The 16,388-nt window shown below is 29.0% G+C and carries 15 protein-coding genes and 1 other annotated feature; of the genes, 13 read left to right on the top strand and 2 right to left on the bottom strand.

Annotation, left to right across the window (positions count from 1 at the left end):
- The first annotated feature begins 31 nt into the window (after positions 1-31).
- Positions 32-988 carry an L-threonine 3-dehydrogenase gene (locus BV55_RS0104250; RefSeq protein ID WP_029451545.1) on the top strand — a complete coding sequence of 319 codons (957 nt, stop codon included), beginning with the start codon at positions 32-34 and terminating at the stop codon, positions 986-988.
- 35 nt (positions 989-1,023) lie between these two features.
- Positions 1,024-1,461, top strand: a complete 438-nt coding sequence (locus tag BV55_RS0104245) for an ACT domain-containing protein (RefSeq protein WP_029451544.1) — start codon at positions 1,024-1,026, stop codon at positions 1,459-1,461.
- A gap of 99 nt (positions 1,462-1,560) precedes the next feature.
- Here the strand turns inward: BV55_RS0104245 and BV55_RS0104240 are convergent, their stop codons facing one another.
- The gene (locus tag BV55_RS0104240; protein ID WP_029451543.1) at positions 1,561-2,019 is read right to left on the bottom strand and encodes a MarR family winged helix-turn-helix transcriptional regulator; all 459 of its coding nucleotides are present in this window, start codon (positions 2,017-2,019) and stop codon (positions 1,561-1,563) included.
- Positions 2,020-2,232: 213 nt separating this feature from the next.
- On the opposite strand from BV55_RS0104240, the gene BV55_RS0104235 reads away from it, so the two are divergent.
- Together BV55_RS0104235 and metG are read left to right on the top strand one after the other, a co-directional pair.
- A complete protein-coding gene (locus BV55_RS0104235) occupies positions 2,233-3,474 on the top strand; it encodes an aminopeptidase P family protein (protein ID WP_029451542.1) in 1,242 nt (413 codons plus the stop codon).
- A gap of 124 nt (positions 3,475-3,598) precedes the next feature.
- Positions 3,599-3,848, top strand: a binding site (T-box leader).
- Between the two features lie 107 nt (positions 3,849-3,955).
- Positions 3,956-5,899: a methionine--tRNA ligase gene (metG, locus tag BV55_RS0104230; RefSeq protein ID WP_029451540.1), complete on the top strand. Its 1,944-nt coding sequence runs from the start codon at positions 3,956-3,958 to the stop codon at positions 5,897-5,899.
- Positions 5,900-5,960: 61 nt separating this feature from the next.
- Here metG and BV55_RS0104225 read toward each other — a convergent pair whose 3' ends face one another.
- Positions 5,961-6,638, bottom strand: coding sequence for a Crp/Fnr family transcriptional regulator (locus tag BV55_RS0104225; RefSeq protein ID WP_029451538.1), 678 nt, complete (start codon positions 6,636-6,638; stop codon positions 5,961-5,963).
- 398 nt (positions 6,639-7,036) lie between these two features.
- Between BV55_RS0104225 and BV55_RS0104220 the strand changes: the two genes are divergently transcribed.
- The 9 genes from BV55_RS0104220 to BV55_RS0104180 all read left to right on the top strand — a co-directional run bounded on the left by BV55_RS0104220 (position 7,037) and on the right by BV55_RS0104180 (position 16,369).
- On the top strand, positions 7,037-8,542 hold the full coding sequence (locus tag BV55_RS0104220; protein WP_029451536.1) for a DUF445 family protein: 1,506 nt from the start codon (positions 7,037-7,039) through the stop codon (positions 8,540-8,542).
- 122 nt (positions 8,543-8,664) lie between these two features.
- Complete coding sequence (locus BV55_RS0104215; protein ID WP_029451534.1) at positions 8,665-9,450, top strand: TatD family hydrolase; 786 nt, start codon at positions 8,665-8,667, stop codon at positions 9,448-9,450.
- Positions 9,451-9,749: 299 nt separating this feature from the next.
- Entirely contained in the window at positions 9,750-10,772 is a 1,023-nt protein-coding gene (locus tag BV55_RS0104210) for a 3D domain-containing protein (protein WP_029451532.1), read from the top strand.
- Between the two features lie 46 nt (positions 10,773-10,818).
- Positions 10,819-11,364: a ribonuclease M5 gene (gene rnmV / locus BV55_RS0104205; protein ID WP_029451530.1), complete on the top strand. Its 546-nt coding sequence runs from the start codon at positions 10,819-10,821 to the stop codon at positions 11,362-11,364.
- 42 nt (positions 11,365-11,406) lie between these two features.
- The gene (rsmA, locus tag BV55_RS0104200; protein WP_029451528.1) at positions 11,407-12,249 is read left to right on the top strand and encodes a 16S rRNA (adenine(1518)-N(6)/adenine(1519)-N(6))-dimethyltransferase RsmA; all 843 of its coding nucleotides are present in this window, start codon (positions 11,407-11,409) and stop codon (positions 12,247-12,249) included.
- 131 nt (positions 12,250-12,380) lie between these two features.
- Positions 12,381-13,814 (top strand): DUF7922 domain-containing protein, encoded by a 1,434-nt coding sequence (locus BV55_RS0104195; protein WP_029451527.1) that lies wholly within the window; start codon positions 12,381-12,383, stop codon positions 13,812-13,814.
- 289 nt (positions 13,815-14,103) lie between these two features.
- The gene (locus BV55_RS0104190) at positions 14,104-14,691 is read left to right on the top strand and encodes a PsbP-related protein (protein WP_029451526.1); all 588 of its coding nucleotides are present in this window, start codon (positions 14,104-14,106) and stop codon (positions 14,689-14,691) included.
- Between the two features lie 87 nt (positions 14,692-14,778).
- The gene (locus BV55_RS0104185) at positions 14,779-15,549 is read left to right on the top strand and encodes a prolipoprotein diacylglyceryl transferase (RefSeq protein ID WP_029451525.1); all 771 of its coding nucleotides are present in this window, start codon (positions 14,779-14,781) and stop codon (positions 15,547-15,549) included.
- Entirely contained in the window at positions 15,536-16,369 is an 834-nt protein-coding gene (locus BV55_RS0104180; RefSeq protein ID WP_029451524.1) for a YhfM domain-containing protein, read from the top strand. The genes BV55_RS0104185 and BV55_RS0104180 overlap by 14 nt, the downstream gene beginning before the upstream one ends.
- Positions 16,370-16,388 lie beyond the last annotated feature (19 nt).

Here is a 16,388-nt window from a genome sequence, read left to right as displayed (position 1 = left end):
ATAATTTTAACTAAATTTTAGGAGGATTATTATGAAGAAGATATTAGTTACAGGAGCCCTTGGACAAATTGGTTCTGAATTAGTAATGCATATGAGAAGTATATACGGTAATAATAATGTAATTGCAACAGATATAAGAAGAATAGATGGGAATCCAGCAGTGGAATCTGGTCCATTTGAAGTACTAGATGTTTTAGATGCTAAAAAGATGGCAGAAGTTGCGAAAAAACATGAAGTAGATACAATAATACATCTTGCAGCTTTATTATCAGCAGTAGCAGAAGCTAAGCCTGTTCTTGCTTGGGAAATAAACATGGGAGGATTATTTAATGCTTTAGAAGTTGCTAGAGAGTTAAAATGTTCCTTTTTCACACCAAGTTCTATAGGTGCATTTGGACCTAATACACCAAAAGATAATACTCCACAAGATACTATCCAAAGGCCAGAAACTATGTACGGGGTAACCAAGGTTTCAGGAGAAGTATTATGTGATTATTATTTCAAAAGATTTGGAGTAGATACCAGAGGAGTAAGATTCCCAGGATTAATATCCTATACAACAGCTCCAGGTGGCGGAACTACTGATTATGCAGTAGATATATATTACAAAGCACTTCAAGAAGGTAAATATACATCTTATATCGCAGAAAACACATATATGGATATGATGTATATGCCAGATGCATTAAATGCTATAGTGACACTATTAGAAGCAGATTCATCAAAGCTTATCCACAGAAATGCATTTAATATAACAGCTATGAGCTTTGAACCTACAATGTTGGCAAATGAAATAAAGAAACATATACCAAACTTTACTATGAATTACGATGTAGACCCTGTAAGACAAGCGATTGCAGATTCATGGCCAAATTCTATAGATTGTTCAGCAGCTAAAGCTGAGTGGGGATTTAAGGCAAAGTATGATTTAGAAAATATGACACAAGATATGCTTCAAAAACTAGCTAAAAAATTGAATATAAGATAAATATAATTTATATCAATCTTATTTAGAGGAATACTATGAGTGAAAAGTTTTTTATCGTTAACAGCAAAGTATTACCAGATGTTTTTCAAAAGGTAATTCAAGTGAAAGAACTCATATACACAGAAGAAGTTAAGGATATATCAGAAGGTGTAAAAGAAGTTGGTATAAGTAGAAGCGCATATTACAAGTATAAAGACAATGTATTTTCAATGTCAGAGAATATGAAGGGCCAAAAAGCTACTATTGCTCTTCTTATAGCTCATGAATCTGGGATGTTATCTAAAATACTAGATAAGATAGCAGAAAATAAAGGAAACATTATGACTATAAACCAGGATATACCTATAAATAATGCAGCTAATGTAACAATTACTTTTGATATATCAAAGATGGAAGTGGATATGAAAAATATCTTAGAAGAGATAAGAACAATAGATAACGTAATAAAGGTAAAACTTATTGCATTAGAATAATAAAATAGTCTTAATATAATAAAGTTAACCTTTGTAAATATCATAAATAAAAGAGTGCTTAATAACCTTTTAGATTGTTAAGTACTCTTTTATTATGCTTTATTTTTTTGATACAGTCTCTTCATTTATGGCATATATGTGCTTAAGTAAGCTTTTGATATCTTCTCTAAGCTCGATAGATTTCTCTTTATCTAGATTTGTACTACATAATATTGATTTTGGAATTTCTAGTGCCTTTTGTCTTAAATCTACACCTGCTTTTGTTAAGGTTATTAATACTTTTCTTTCATCATCTTTTTGACGTTCTCTTAATAATAGACCGTTTTCTTCCATCTTTTTAAGAAGTGGGGTGAGAGTACCGGAATCTAGGTATAACCTATTACCTAATTCTTTAACTGTAACCTTGTCCTTTTCCCACAAAGCTAATAAAGCGATATACTGAGTATAGGTAAGCCCCAACTTTTCTAAGAAAGGTCTATATAAACGTATGATTTCTTTAGAACAAGCATATATAGAAAAGCAAAGCTGATTATCTAAGTTTAATATGTCTTCATTCATAGTTGCACCTCTTTTTTTATAATGGATATAATTATAAAATTATATCGAATACAATTAATTATATTATAAGTGTTATAGATATTTTTTGTCAAGTAAAAAGTTAAATTAGATAATATAGAAATTTGTGGATGAACCGTTTATAAGGTATAGAATAGTAAGAATATAAGATATATAATGTTTATACAGTATGAAATAAAGAAGGGATGTTGTTTTATGAACAAAGAAGTATTTAACAAGAATAGAGAAAGGCTAAGCAAAGAATTAGAAAATAACTCTATTTTGGTAATGTTTTCAGGAGTTGCTCCAAAAAAATCTGCTGATGAAGAATATCCATTTACTCCAAATAGAAATTTTTATTATCTAACTGGAATTAATGAGGAGCATGTCATTTTGTTAATGGTGAAACAAAGTAATATTGTAGAAGAATTTTTATTTATAAGAAGGCCTAACCCTGTTATGGAGAAATGGGTAGGAAAAACAATAAGTGATGAAAAGGCTAAAGGGTGTTCAGGAGTTAATAATATAAAATACACTGATGAGTTTGAAAGTTTAATTCATGAATTTATATCTATAAAGAATCTTTGTACAGTGTATATGGATCTTGAAAAGGATGCCTTCAATTCCATGCCAAATAATGTACAAAGCTTTGCTTATAAAATGAAAGAAAACTATGTTCAAGTAAACATTAAAAATATATATAATGCTATAGAGAAGTTAAGGGCTATAAAATCTAAAGAAGAGGTAATGCAATTAAGAAATGCTATAGACATAACTAAAGATGGAATTAAATCTTTGATGAGAAATTGCAAACCGGGAATGAAAGAATATGAGATTGAAGCTTACTTTGATTTTGTGTTAAAAACTAATGGAATTAAAGATTATTCATTTAAAACTATTGCAGCTACAGGTGAAAATGCTACAGTACTACATTATGTAGCAAATGATGGTGAACTTAAAGATGAAGATCTAATATTATTTGATTTAGGAGCTCAGTTAAATTATTATAATGCGGATATAAGTAGGACATTCCCTGTAAGTGGAAAGTTTACAGAAAGACAAAAACAAATATATAACATAGTATTAAAGGCAGAGCTTGAAGTTATAAAGATTATAAAACCAGGGGTTCCATTTCAAGAATTAAACAAGCTTGCTAAACGTATACTTGCTGATGGATTAAAAGAAATAAATATTATAGATAAGGATGAAGACTTATCAAAATACTATTTTCATGGAGTGAGTCATCATTTAGGACTAGATACTCATGACGTAGGATCAAGGGAAGGCCTTTTAGAACCTGGCATGGTAATTACCGTAGAACCAGGATTGTATATAGAAGAAGAGAAGATAGGCATTAGAATAGAAGATGATATCTTAGTTACAGAAAATGGAGCTGAAGTTTTATCAAAGGATATAATTAAAACTGTAGAAGAAATAGAAAAGTTTATGGCAATATAAACTTACATTTGAAAATTAATATTCTTTATAATTTGAATAAAAAACATATGTAATGATAACACTAAAATAATGGCTATTGACATTAAAACCTTAATTCATTATTATGTATGTAGAATATATAATAATTATTGCTATGAAAAGATGAGTAGTAAGGTAACTGCCTAAAAGAGATCTGGGGTAGCTGAAAACCAGAGGTGAGGATCTTTATGAATATGGTCTTGGAGCATATTTTCTAAGCTTTCAGTTAAGAAGATACGGTATCCTCCGTTAAAGGGAAAAGTGATGGTCACTATAAGTGATATCACTTATAGAGTTGCTTTTGGTGACAACAGCATAAACTAGAGTGGGAATCGCGTTAATATTACGCCTCTATGTGTAGGTACACATAGAGGCTTTTTGTTACAAATAATTTTATCAATACTTTTATAAGATTAAGACTATGTTAAAATTAAACATGGAAATTAAAGGAGGAAACAAACTAATGTGTGAAGAGAAAAAAACTTTTTATATTACAACACCTATATATTACCCTTCAACTAATCTGCATATAGGGAATGCATATACCACAGTCGCAGCAGATGCTATTGCTAGATTTAAAAGGTTGAGTGGATATGATGTTATGTTTTTAACAGGAACCGATGAACACGGTCAAAAGATTCAAAGAATAGCTGAAGAAAATGGGGTAAAACCTAAGGAATATGTGGATAAAGTAGTAGATGGAATTAAGGAATTATGGAAGTTATTGAACATAAGTTATGATAAATTTATAAGAACTACAGATGATGGTCATATTAAAGCAGTTCAAGATATATTTGTAAAGCTTTATGAGAATGGTGATATATATAAAGGTTCTTATGAAGGGTCCTATTGTACTCCATGTGAATCATTTTGGACAGATACACAACTATTAGATGGTAAGTGTCCAGATTGCGGAAGAAGCGTGGAAAAGGCAAAAGAAGAGGCTTATTTCTTTAAAATGAGTAAATATGCAGAAAGACTTTTGCAATATATAGAAGCTAACCCAAACTTCATACAACCAGAATCTAGAAAAAATGAAATGATAAATAATTTTTTGAAACCAGGGTTACAAGATTTATGTGTATCAAGAACTTCATTTGATTGGGGAATACCAGTAAAGTTTGATAAAAGTCATGTAGTATATGTATGGATAGATGCATTATCTAATTATATAACAGCATTGGGATATGGAAGTGAAGACACTAAACTTTATGAAAAGTATTGGCCAGCGGATGTTCATTTAATTGGTAAAGATATTTTAAGATTTCATACGATTTATTGGCCAATTATGCTTATGGCATTAGATTTACCTCTTCCAAAACAAATATTTGGTCATGGATGGCTTTTGGTTGATGGTGGTAAGATGTCAAAATCTAAAGGTAACGTAGTTGATCCTGTAATACTTTCAGAGCATTTTGGTGTAGATGCTATAAGATATTATCTTTTAAGGGAAATACCTTTTGGCTCAGATGGTACCTTCACAAATGAAATGTTTATAAAAAAGATAAATTCAGATTTAGCTAATGATCTAGGAAACCTAGTATCAAGAACAGTTACCATGATAGAAAAGTATTTTGATGGAGTAATACCAGCACCAATAGCTACAGAAGCTATAGATAATGAACTTATAAGGCTTGCACTAGATACTCCAGAACTTGTGGAAAAGTCCTTAGATGATTTAAAACTATCTGAAGCCTTATCTCATATATGGACTTTAATAGGAAGGTGTAATAAGTATATAGATGAAACAACACCGTGGATTTTGGCAAAGGAAGAAGATCAAAAAGAGAGATTAGGAACAGTTCTTTATAACCTTGCTGAAGCACTTAGAATAATATCAGTACTTATATCACCTTTTTTACCAGATACTTCAGATAAGATAAGAGAACAGTTAGGTGTTGAAATATGTACTTGGGATAGCGTTGCTTCTTTTGATGGCATAAGTGCAGGTACTAAGGTTAAAAAGGGTAACATAATATTTCCAAGAATAGATCTAGAAGAAAAGATTAAAGAATTAGAAGCCTTAAAAGTAGATAATAATATAGAAAAAGAAAAAGAATCTTTAAAGCCTATTAAGCCAGAAATAACTATAGAAGATTTTGAAAAAATAGACCTAAGAGTGGCTAAAGTATTAGAATGTGAAGCTATTAAAGGTGCAAAAAAGCTATTGAAACTTAAAGTTGATTTAGGTGGAGAAACAAGACAGGTTATATCAGGAATAGCAAAGCATTATAAACCTGAGGAGTTAGTGGGTAAAAATGTGGTTTTAGTAGCTAATTTAAAACCTGCAAAACTAAGAGGCGAATTATCAGAGGGAATGATACTTGCAGCATCCAACGAAGATGATAGTATACTCTATGTTATAGATTCTCCAAGTGAATTAAAGTTAGGAAGTGAAATAAGATAAATAAAGCGGGATCTTACATTTTTTGTAAGGTCCCACATCTTACAATTAGTAGATTTTATTTTTATATGTTTTCTTTTAATGCTTGTACATTTAGAATTAATACATAATCTTTTTCGTAGTCTATTATTCCATCTTCTTTTAATTTTATAAGTTCTCTTGATAGAGAAGGCCTTTGGACACCTAAATTATAAGCCCATTCTTGTTTAGACATTTTAAGTGAAATTTTATTATTGGAATGAGAGTACTCACTATATAAAAATTCACAAATTTTTTGCCTTATAGTTTTTAAAGTAACTTGTTTAATTTTTGAGCTTAAGGCTATAGCTTTGTTTGATAAAAGGTTCAAAAATGAATATAAAAATTCTAAATTTTGTTGACAAAGAACTGCGACCACATCTTTTGAAATGTGAAGTACTAAGCTTTCACTTTTAGTAGCTACAGTCATAGGATATATATTTCTATCTCCAAAAAGTAAGTTTTCACCAAAGATATCACCAGCTTTTAAACTAGCTACAGATAAAAGTTTTCCGCTTGGATCTACCTTTTGTATTTCAACATTACCTTTTAAGATTATACTTAAGTTTAAGCATATGTCATCTTCCATAAATATTATCTCATCTTTAGAATAGGATGCAATTTTAACATCCTCAGAATTTAGCAAAAGGTCTAAGTCATTTTGGTTAAAGTTCTCAAAAAGGGGTAGATTCACAAGAAGACATTTATAATCTGATTTAATCATAACTGGATTTTCACTCCTTTTAATTTAGCATAAAGTTTTTATTATAACATTTTTAATTAAAAAATGATTCAAATAAGTATTGGCTTATTAATAAAGTATATTATAATTATACATTATAATATACTTTATTAATGTAATTTAAATCACACTATGGTTTACTTAATAAAATATAAAGGATATCTCTATTAGTTGTAAATATGTAAGAGTTATGCTATCAATATAATATCAAGTGATTCTTAGACTCGGGTGGAGTTTGCTTATAAGGAATACATATCTCCATCTGAGTCTTAGAAGAACTTATCCAGGGACGTAGCAGCCGTCATCCCCCACCTTGAAGAGGACAGGGGAGTTACGGATGGTAGCCATCGGATAAAACATTCGAAGAAAGGAAGTATAATATGAAAAACTTTATTCCATGTATAGTAGGTGCTGTAATAGGATATATAACAAACTGGCTTGCAATTAAAATGCTGTTTAGACCTTATGAAGAGAAAAGAATATTTGGTATTAAGGTGCCGTTTACTCCAGGACTTATACCAAAAGAAAAACAAAGAATTGCCAAAAGTGTAAGTGAGGCTATAGCGAATCACTTGTTATCTAAGGATACCATAGTAAAAGCATTATGTAGCCCTAATATATATAGTCATATTTACAATATGGTGGAAACTAAAATAAAAGAGATATATTCATCTACTAAAAATTTAAAGGCCTTAATGGAAGAAAACTTAGGTTTTAATCAAAGAAATCTTGACAATATAAATGAATATATATATGTAGGAGTTTTAAATAACTTAAATGATAATGTTAAAGATAAGATAGTAAAAGAAATATATAATCTGCTCCAAAAAGAATTAAAAAAGGAACCATTAATATTAGAACGCATTTTAAAAGAAGAAAGTATGGGTAAAATATCAGAGATTGTATATAATTATGCATCATCTAAGGATTTTCATCAAAATATAAAAGAAAAGATAAATAGAAAGCTAGGAGAACTAATTTATACTGAAAAAAGCCTTAAAGAAGTCATCCCTAAAAATATGGTAGATATAGTAGATGACTTTATATATGAGAATAGGGATAAGATAACAAGCGATATCTTATATTTACTAGAGGAACCTGATACAAAAGTCAAGATAAAAGTAGCTATTTCTGAAGGCATAGGAACTAATGTAAATCCTTTGGTAGCAATGTTTTTAAATCCTGAAACTTTATATAATAAATTCCTAGATTTTTCTAAAGAATATTTAAAAGAAGATGAAAATAAAAAACAAATATGCGTAGTAATAAAAAATTATATAGATAAGCTAATGGATGGAAGTGTAAGCGAAATTATAAAGGCGGTAGAGTATTCTAAAATAGAAATTATCATTGATAATTTAGTAAATGATCTGCAAAGCAATGTATTTTCAATAGAAGTAATAAAAGAAGGAATATATGGAATAAAAACTAAATTATTAGGCCATAATTCTATAGATGAAATATTATTAAATTTTAATCCGAGCTATAAAGAAAGCTTATATGGCGTTTTAAAGAGATTTGTATATGAGATAGTAGATACAGAGAGTACTAAGACTATAATTAAAGACAGTATAACTAAGATTATAAGTGTAACAATAGATAGACCTATTAATAGCTTAATTAAAGTTGAGGAAGATATATTAATAAAATCATCTAACATTTACATAAAAAGTGTTTATGATAGATTTATACAAAAGCAAGCTTCTGACGTAATTGAGATATTGAATATTGAAAAAATTGTAGAAGATAATATTAACTCTTTTGAAGTAGATTTTGCAGAAGAAGTGATTGTCGGTATTGCATATGAAGAGCTTAAAGCAATAACTTGGCTTGGTGCGTTATTAGGAGGACTTATAGGTCTTGTTACACCTTTTTTATATCTTTAAGAGTATAGATATAATTAATGTGTGATAATAGGTTTATTAACTTGTAATATATTATTTTATAATTAAAAGATTAATATTGGAGATATAAAGCAATGTATAACTTAGACAAGGGGGATATTCGTATGTGTAATGATGTTAAAATTAATATTTTTGATTCCCATGCTCATTATGATGATGAAGCTTTTAACGAAGATGGGGAAGGAGTAATAAAAGATATTAAAGATAAAGGTGTAATAGGTGTTATAAATTGTGGGTCTTCCTTAAAAGCTTGTGAAAGCACATTAGAATTATCCAAAAGACATGAAATTTTCTATGCTGCATTAGGTATACACCCTGAAAATGCAAATGAGTGGAATGAAGATGTATATAAGTGGATAAAGTCTAATAAGGATAACCCAAAATTAAAAGCTATAGGTGAAATTGGTCTTGATTATTACTGGGAAGGGAATCCACACAAGGATATACAAAAGAAAGTATTTAGAGAGCAGATGCAACTTGCAAATGAAATGAATCTTCCTGTAATTATACATGATAGGGATGCACATAAAGACACATTAGATATAATAAAAGAATTTCCAGAAGTAAAGGGGGTTCTCCACTGCTTTTCTGGTAGTGTAGAATTTGCTAGGGAGTGTTTAAAAGAAGGGTATTATTTAGGATTCACAGGTGTTGTAACATTTAAAAATGCAAGAAAGGTCATAGATGTAGTAAAAGATGTACCTTTAGACAAAATGTTAGTAGAAACGGATGCTCCTTATATGGCACCAGTACCTTATAGAGGAAAGAGGAACCAATCCGATTATATAGAGCATATAATAAAAAGAATATCAGAAATAAAAGATTTATCAATGGAGGAAATTAGTCATATAACTATAAGAAACACTAAGGCTTTATTTGATATAAAATAAAGCCTTAACTGGTACAATATAGATAAGTTTTAATTTGTAATACTGCATTAAATTTAAAAAGTAAACATATAATTATATCAAATAAACAAACTCTAAAATCATTTGAATTGCCAAAATCTAGAAAAACAAATATGTAAAACTCCCATGAAAAGGGCTAAATTTGTGTAAAAAGCTATCATTATTTATTTTTTAAATTTAGCTAAAGCCAGTCTATTCAAGGCCTAGAGCATAAAGTTTGACAACAATATTCATTATGGTTATAATGTAAAAGTGCTCTTGCCAGAGGGAGGTAGTTCATTATGTTTGACAAGTTCAAAAGTAAAATTAAAAATTATTTTTCGAACGGTCCAAAGGCAGCATTTGTTATGTCCCTAATTGTAATGGGATTGCTAGTCACAATTTTTAACATGAAAAAAGAGATAACATTGGTAATAGACGGAAAGGAATCTAAAATAGCAACATATAAAGGGACCGTACAGGGGGCTTTACACGATAATAAAATAGTGTTAGGTCCTAAAGATAAGGTAGATCTTGGAGTAAATGAAAAAATCAAAAAAGGAGATCAAATCCACATAAAAAGAGCAGTGGATGTAAATGTAGAAGTAGATGGAGAAGTTTTAAGCATCCTTACTTCTGAAGATAATATTGAATCTATGTTAAACTCAGAAGGAATTTCTCTAGAAGAAGAGGATAGAGTATCACCTTCTTTAGAGTCCCCTATAGAAGAGGGGTTGAACGTTGATATTACAAGGGTAAAAACTGAGATATTAGCAGAAAATCTACCTTTAGATTTTAATACTACAATAAAAAAGGATGAAAAGTTAGCTAATACAGTAAACAAAATAGTTCAAGAAGGTGCACAGGGAGAGAAAATAGTCTCTACTAAAATAATCTATGAAAATGGCAAGGAAATAGATAGAAAAGTGATAAGTGAAATTGTAGTAAAAGAACCTGTAGATAAAGTAGTACTCCAAGGATCCTTAGGAGTTTTGACTGCATCAAGAGGTAGTGGCGAAGATGTATTATATAAAAAGACTATAAAGGTTAGAGCAACAGCTTATTATAATAGTGGAAATAATGGAAATCACATTACGGCTACTGGAACTAGTACTAAGAGAAATCCAAGTGGGTATAGTAGCATAGCTGTGGATCCAAGGGTAATTCCCCTAGGTACTAAGATGTATATAGAAGGTTATGGCTATGCCATTGCTGAAGATACAGGTGGTGCTATAAAGGGTAACACAATAGATGTGTTTTTTAACTCAGCTAGTGAAAGCTATAACTGGGGAGTAAAATATGTAAATGTATATATTCTGAATTGATAAGGGGCTTAGTAAGCCCTCTTTTTGATGTGAGGGGGGAATGGTTTTGATAAAAGAGGTTATAGTGGTAGAAGGAAGAGATGATATAACTGCAGTTAAAAGAGCCGTGGATGCGGAAGTTTTAGCGGTAGGCGGCTTTGGTATTAATAGGTCAGTTATAGATAAGATAAAAGAAGCTCAAAAAAGGCAAGGGGTAATAATTTTAACAGATCCAGATTTTGCAGGAGAAAAAATAAGAAGTATAATAGCTAAAAGGGTATTAGGAGTAAAACATGCATATATATCGCAAGCAGAAGGAACTAAAGATGGAGATATAGGAGTAGAGAATGCTTCACCTGAAACAATAATAAGAGCTATTAAAAAAGCTAAGTGTGAGATTAAAGATAAGGTTACTACATTTACCATAGCAGATATGATGAATTATGGATTAGTAGGAGATAAGAAGTCTAGTTTAAAAAGAGATAAGCTTGGAAAAGAGTTGGGAATAGGATATGGAAATTCAGCAAGATTTATTTCAAGATTAAATAGTTTTGGAATAGAAAAAAGTGAGTTTTTAGAAGCTTTGGAAAGAATAGAACTTAATAATATATAATACTAACTATACATAATTAAATAAAAAAGAGGTTAATAACATATGGGAGATTATAGAACAAAGGAAATAGTTGATAGATATAAATTTAAGTTTACTAAAACATTAGGCCAAAACTTTCTAGTTGATGATAAGGTTATTGAAGATCTAGTAAATGGAGCAGAAATAACATCACAGGATTTTGTCATAGAAATAGGGCCAGGTGTTGGTACGGTTACACGAGAGATACTGAAAAAGGCTAAAAGAGTTACAGCTATAGAAATAGACAGAGATCTTATACCCATTTTAGTAGAAGAATTAAGGGAGTTTGATAACTTTCAATTAGTGCATAAAGATGCTTTAAAGATTGATTATAATGAAATCATTGGAGAAGAGACTAAGGTAAAACTGGTTGCCAACCTACCTTATTATCTTACAACACCAATAATAGCAAGATTACTAAATGGTAAATACGACTTTCAGAGTTTAACCGTAATGATTCAAAAAGAAGTAGCTGACAGAATTCATGCAAAGCCAAGTACTAAAGAATATGGGTCATTATCTTTATTAGTACAATATTACTGTGATACTAGTGTTATAAGGACCGTATCTCCAACTTGTTTTTTGCCTAGGCCTAAAGTAGACTCTATAATTATCAGGTTAGATAGACTTTCAAAACCAAGAGTTGAAGTAACCAATGAAGAATTATTCTTTAAAATTATAAGAAGCTCTTTCAATATGAGAAGGAAAACTTTGCCAAATGGTTTAAAAGTATTGGGTTTTTCTAAAGAACTTATAGAACAAGCCTTTAAGTCAAGCAATATTGATGTCATGAGAAGAGGTGAAACTTTATCTATAGAAGAATTTGCTATGCTTGCAAACAATATAGATGAACTTTCAAATAATTAAAAGTTATATAATAATATCATCGAAAAAGCTAAGATAAAACTCTTAGCTTTTTTTAATTTGTTTTTTGAGTTCACTTTTAAAAAAACTACTCATATACTATATTGAAGAAATATAGTATGGAGGGAATTAAATTGGCTCACAAGAAGTCTTATAGTAGATATTTCGTTATATTGCAAGAAGATGAAAAGGGATGTGCCTTAGCAAGTGATAAACAGCCTTCGGGGTATAGCAAGATAGAATTAAAAAATGAAAAATTAAGAATGTCCTACTATGTTCAAAACTTAAAAAGAGAAGATAATCCTTATTATATGCTAATAGTATGTAATAAAAGAGATGTTAATAAAATTATAAATATAGGGGTTTTGAACATAGACGATAATGGAAGAGCAGATGTATCCTATGAATTCGATGCAGATAATATAGGGGGAACAGGGATAGCGTTAGAGGATATTGGTGGCACAGCTATATTAAAAAGGTCTAACAGTAAGAGAACTATACCTATGAGTGGATTTTTAAGTAGTGATAAACCTAAGAACTGGAAGGAATATGATATTTTAGAAATTAAATTAAATAGAGATGTAACTGAAAATAAGATGAATAAAGATAATCAATCTATAATTATTAAAAAGGATGTAGAAATATCTAAGGACTCTGTAAAAGAAGACAATAAAAAGAAGGATAAAACAATAAACTTTGAAGAAAGAAAGATTGAAAATAAACCAGAAATAGAAGTAAATATACTAAATAAAAAGGCAAAAGAGAAAAGTTCTATAAGAGATACAAAAAAGAATATAGAAGAAAATATAGAGACCTTTAAAGATGAGGTAAAGGAAATAAAAGAAGATATAAATAATAAAGAGGGTCATGAACATAGATTAAATTTACAAGAGAACTTTAATGAGTATGAAGATAATATAGAAAGGATTAAACAAAAGAAGCTTGAAGTGGCAGATGGTGAAGAAGATGTAAATTTAAATTATGAGTCAGAATTAATAGAGGAAATAGATAATGAAGATATTCTTCATAAAAAAGAAGAAGACATTTTTTATGAAAGAGAAGATGATGGAATAACTGATAACAGAGAAGATGAAGAGCTTTTAGAAGATAGGTATAATAAAAAACATTGCGGATTAGAAAAAGATAAGTGTGCACCAGCTGATACTGAAGACTTTTTCGAAGGAATTGTAAAAGGCTTTGAAAGTGTCAATGGATTTGAAAATCAAATTAAATATTGCACATGGTATAAGGTCCCTACAAAAAATATTGAAAGCTTATTAAATAATTCTAACTACACAAGATATACTGTTATATATTATCCTATGATAAATTATTATCCATATATCAAAAAGTATGAACACTATATGGTGGGATATAAGTATAATAAAGATAACAGATTAAGATATATAGTATATGCAGTTCCAGGAACTAAAGATAGAAGAGAACAACCATATGGTGGGAAGACAGGATTTATCACTTGGATGCCTTCAAAAACTGATGAAAACTTTGGATATTGGCTTATGTTTTATGACTTTAGGAATAGCATAACTGTAGTACCTATGAAGTAATAAGGTATTAAGTTTTTTTAAAATGTTAAACTTGTATGGTATTCAAGTAAATATCTATGAAGTAATAATATATATAAATTAAATACATTAAAGTTAAAGAGTAAAAAAGTTAAAGAGTAAATTTGAAAGATTGATTTAATAAAAGACTTTCAAATTTGCTTTTTTTATTTAATGATAAAAAATTATGATATAAAGTATATTATTATTTATTGTAGGTTTAAGTCATAACTGAAAGATATAACTAATATAATTTTATAAGAGTATAAATCTTTTGGATAGGAGTGATAACGTGAAAGTAATCGTACTAAATAGGAAAAGATTAAAAATAACAACAGTTATAATTTTACTTATGGTAGTATTATTTAGTGCTGAAAAGATGTTTGATAATAATTTAAAGCTGGCGGCTTTAGTTAATAGTAATTTAGATGTTTTAAAGGAATATAAGGCATTAGAAAATAAATTTACATATAAACTTCCTGAAGACTGGGAAACTAAAGAAATAGATTTTGAAAGTAAGGAGGTTGTATATCATAATGCTTTTAATTCTAAGGATCAGAAAATTTATGGATTCGTTCAAGTGTGGAATTATAAAGAAGATTTAAAGAGTTTTTTAGATAAAAGCAAAGAGGTATCACTTAAAGAAAATACGGTAAAAGATTATAGTATACAAGAAATTAATATTAATGAAAATAAGGCCTATGCTATATGTTATACTATGAAAAATGCTAAAGGATCAGTATATACAGCTAACGAGTTTTTCATAGATAATAAGGATAGTTATGTAAGGTTTTCTTTCTTTACTTTACAGAAAAACTATAAAGAAAATATGTTGTCTATATTTAAAGGTCTGGCGTCTAGTTTTAAATATGAAAAATGATTTGCTTTAATTAAGTTAAAGTATTATAATTTTAATAAAAAGAATAGAGAAGCTATATAGCTTCTCTTGTTTTTTATGGAGGTAAATATGAAACCAATTCTATTCACTATATTTGGAATAAATATATATGGATATGGACTAATGATAGCCCTTGGAATATTGTTTGGATTTTTACTTTTAGATAAAAGGGCCAAAGATAAAGGCTATGATAGTGATACAATATTTGATGTTACTATATTTGCTATAATAGCAGGCGTTATAGGGGGAAAACTCTTATACATTATAACTGATATAAATGCAATAATTAATAATCCATCTATGCTCAAAGATGTAGGAAGTGGATTTGTCGTATATGGATCTATTATAGGAGGAGCTTTGGCGGTATATTTTTACTCAAAAAAGAATAAGTGGAATGTTTTAAAGATATTTGACTTAATGATACCCAGCGTTTCTTTAGCACAAGCCTTTGGAAGAATAGGGTGCCTTCTTGCAGGATGTTGTTATGGTGCACCAACAAATTCTCCCTTAAGTATAACTTTTACAAATACTTTACTTGCACCACTTGGAATTCCACTTCATCCAACACAGATATATTCTTCTATTCTTGATCTATTATTAACTTTATTATTATTATGGTATGATAAAAAAGAGCCAAAACAAGGCCGTGTATTTTCTATGTATATGATTTTATATAGTGTTGGAAGAATTTTAATAGAGTTTATAAGAGATGACCCAAGAGGAAATGTAGGTATATTTTCAACATCTCAATTTATAGGCATTATAACTATTGTATTAGGTATACTACTATTTAATGTAGATAAAATTAAAGGGAGATTGGTAAAGAGTGATAAAAAATAAAAAAGGGATAGTACTACTTTTTATGTTATCTTTAATTTGTCTATTTACTGGATGTACGAAAACAGAAAGTATTAAGGTGAAACTTGGATATAAAAATCAAGATTTTGATTTCATAAAGCAAAATGATGTACCAAAGATAACAATTCAAAGTAATAGGGATAATGGGTTTAAATTTATAGTAACAGATAAAAGAACTGTAAATGACATTTATAATATATTATCTAGCGGGAAAGCTGTTGAAGGAAAGACTAATTTAGATGCAGATTATACATTTGAAATTTATGAAAATGAAGATAAAATACATAAGTTTAGTTATGTTGCTGGGATTCAAGAAAAAGGTATGGGTAATTTTTATGATGAAAGTAAGAATTATGTGGTTTCAAAAAGAATAGATAATGATATAATTAAAAATATGGCTACACTTAGAAAACCAAGAAATTTTGAAACATTATACTATGACTCAATACTTGCGTTTATAGATCAAAATATTAAAAATACAATGAAAGATGAAAAGAAGATAGGTGTTAACATCTCAAATGATGTGGAAGTAGCTAAATATATGCTTTCTATTGATATAGAAGATTTTAAGATAAATCTAAAAAACAAAATGAGTAATTTGAGTTTGGTAGAAGATAACAAGGAAGATTTCGATATATTGATTAATGTAAAAACTTATGGATATAAGACAACAGTTTATAAAAGTGTAATTACACTATATAATAAAACAGATAATAGTGAAACTGATTATTATGTATGGTGTAAGTATGAAGATAAAGATTGGAAAATAAATATAACTGAAAAGAAGCCGCTAGACTTCTAATTTTATTGAAGGGGGATAT

Origin of the sequence: Clostridium algidicarnis (assembly GCF_000703125.1) — a bacterium.
Classification (GTDB): Bacteria; Bacillota; Clostridia; order Clostridiales; family Clostridiaceae; genus Clostridium_L; species Clostridium_L algidicarnis.
This window is presented reverse-complemented; position numbering and strand designations above follow the sequence as displayed.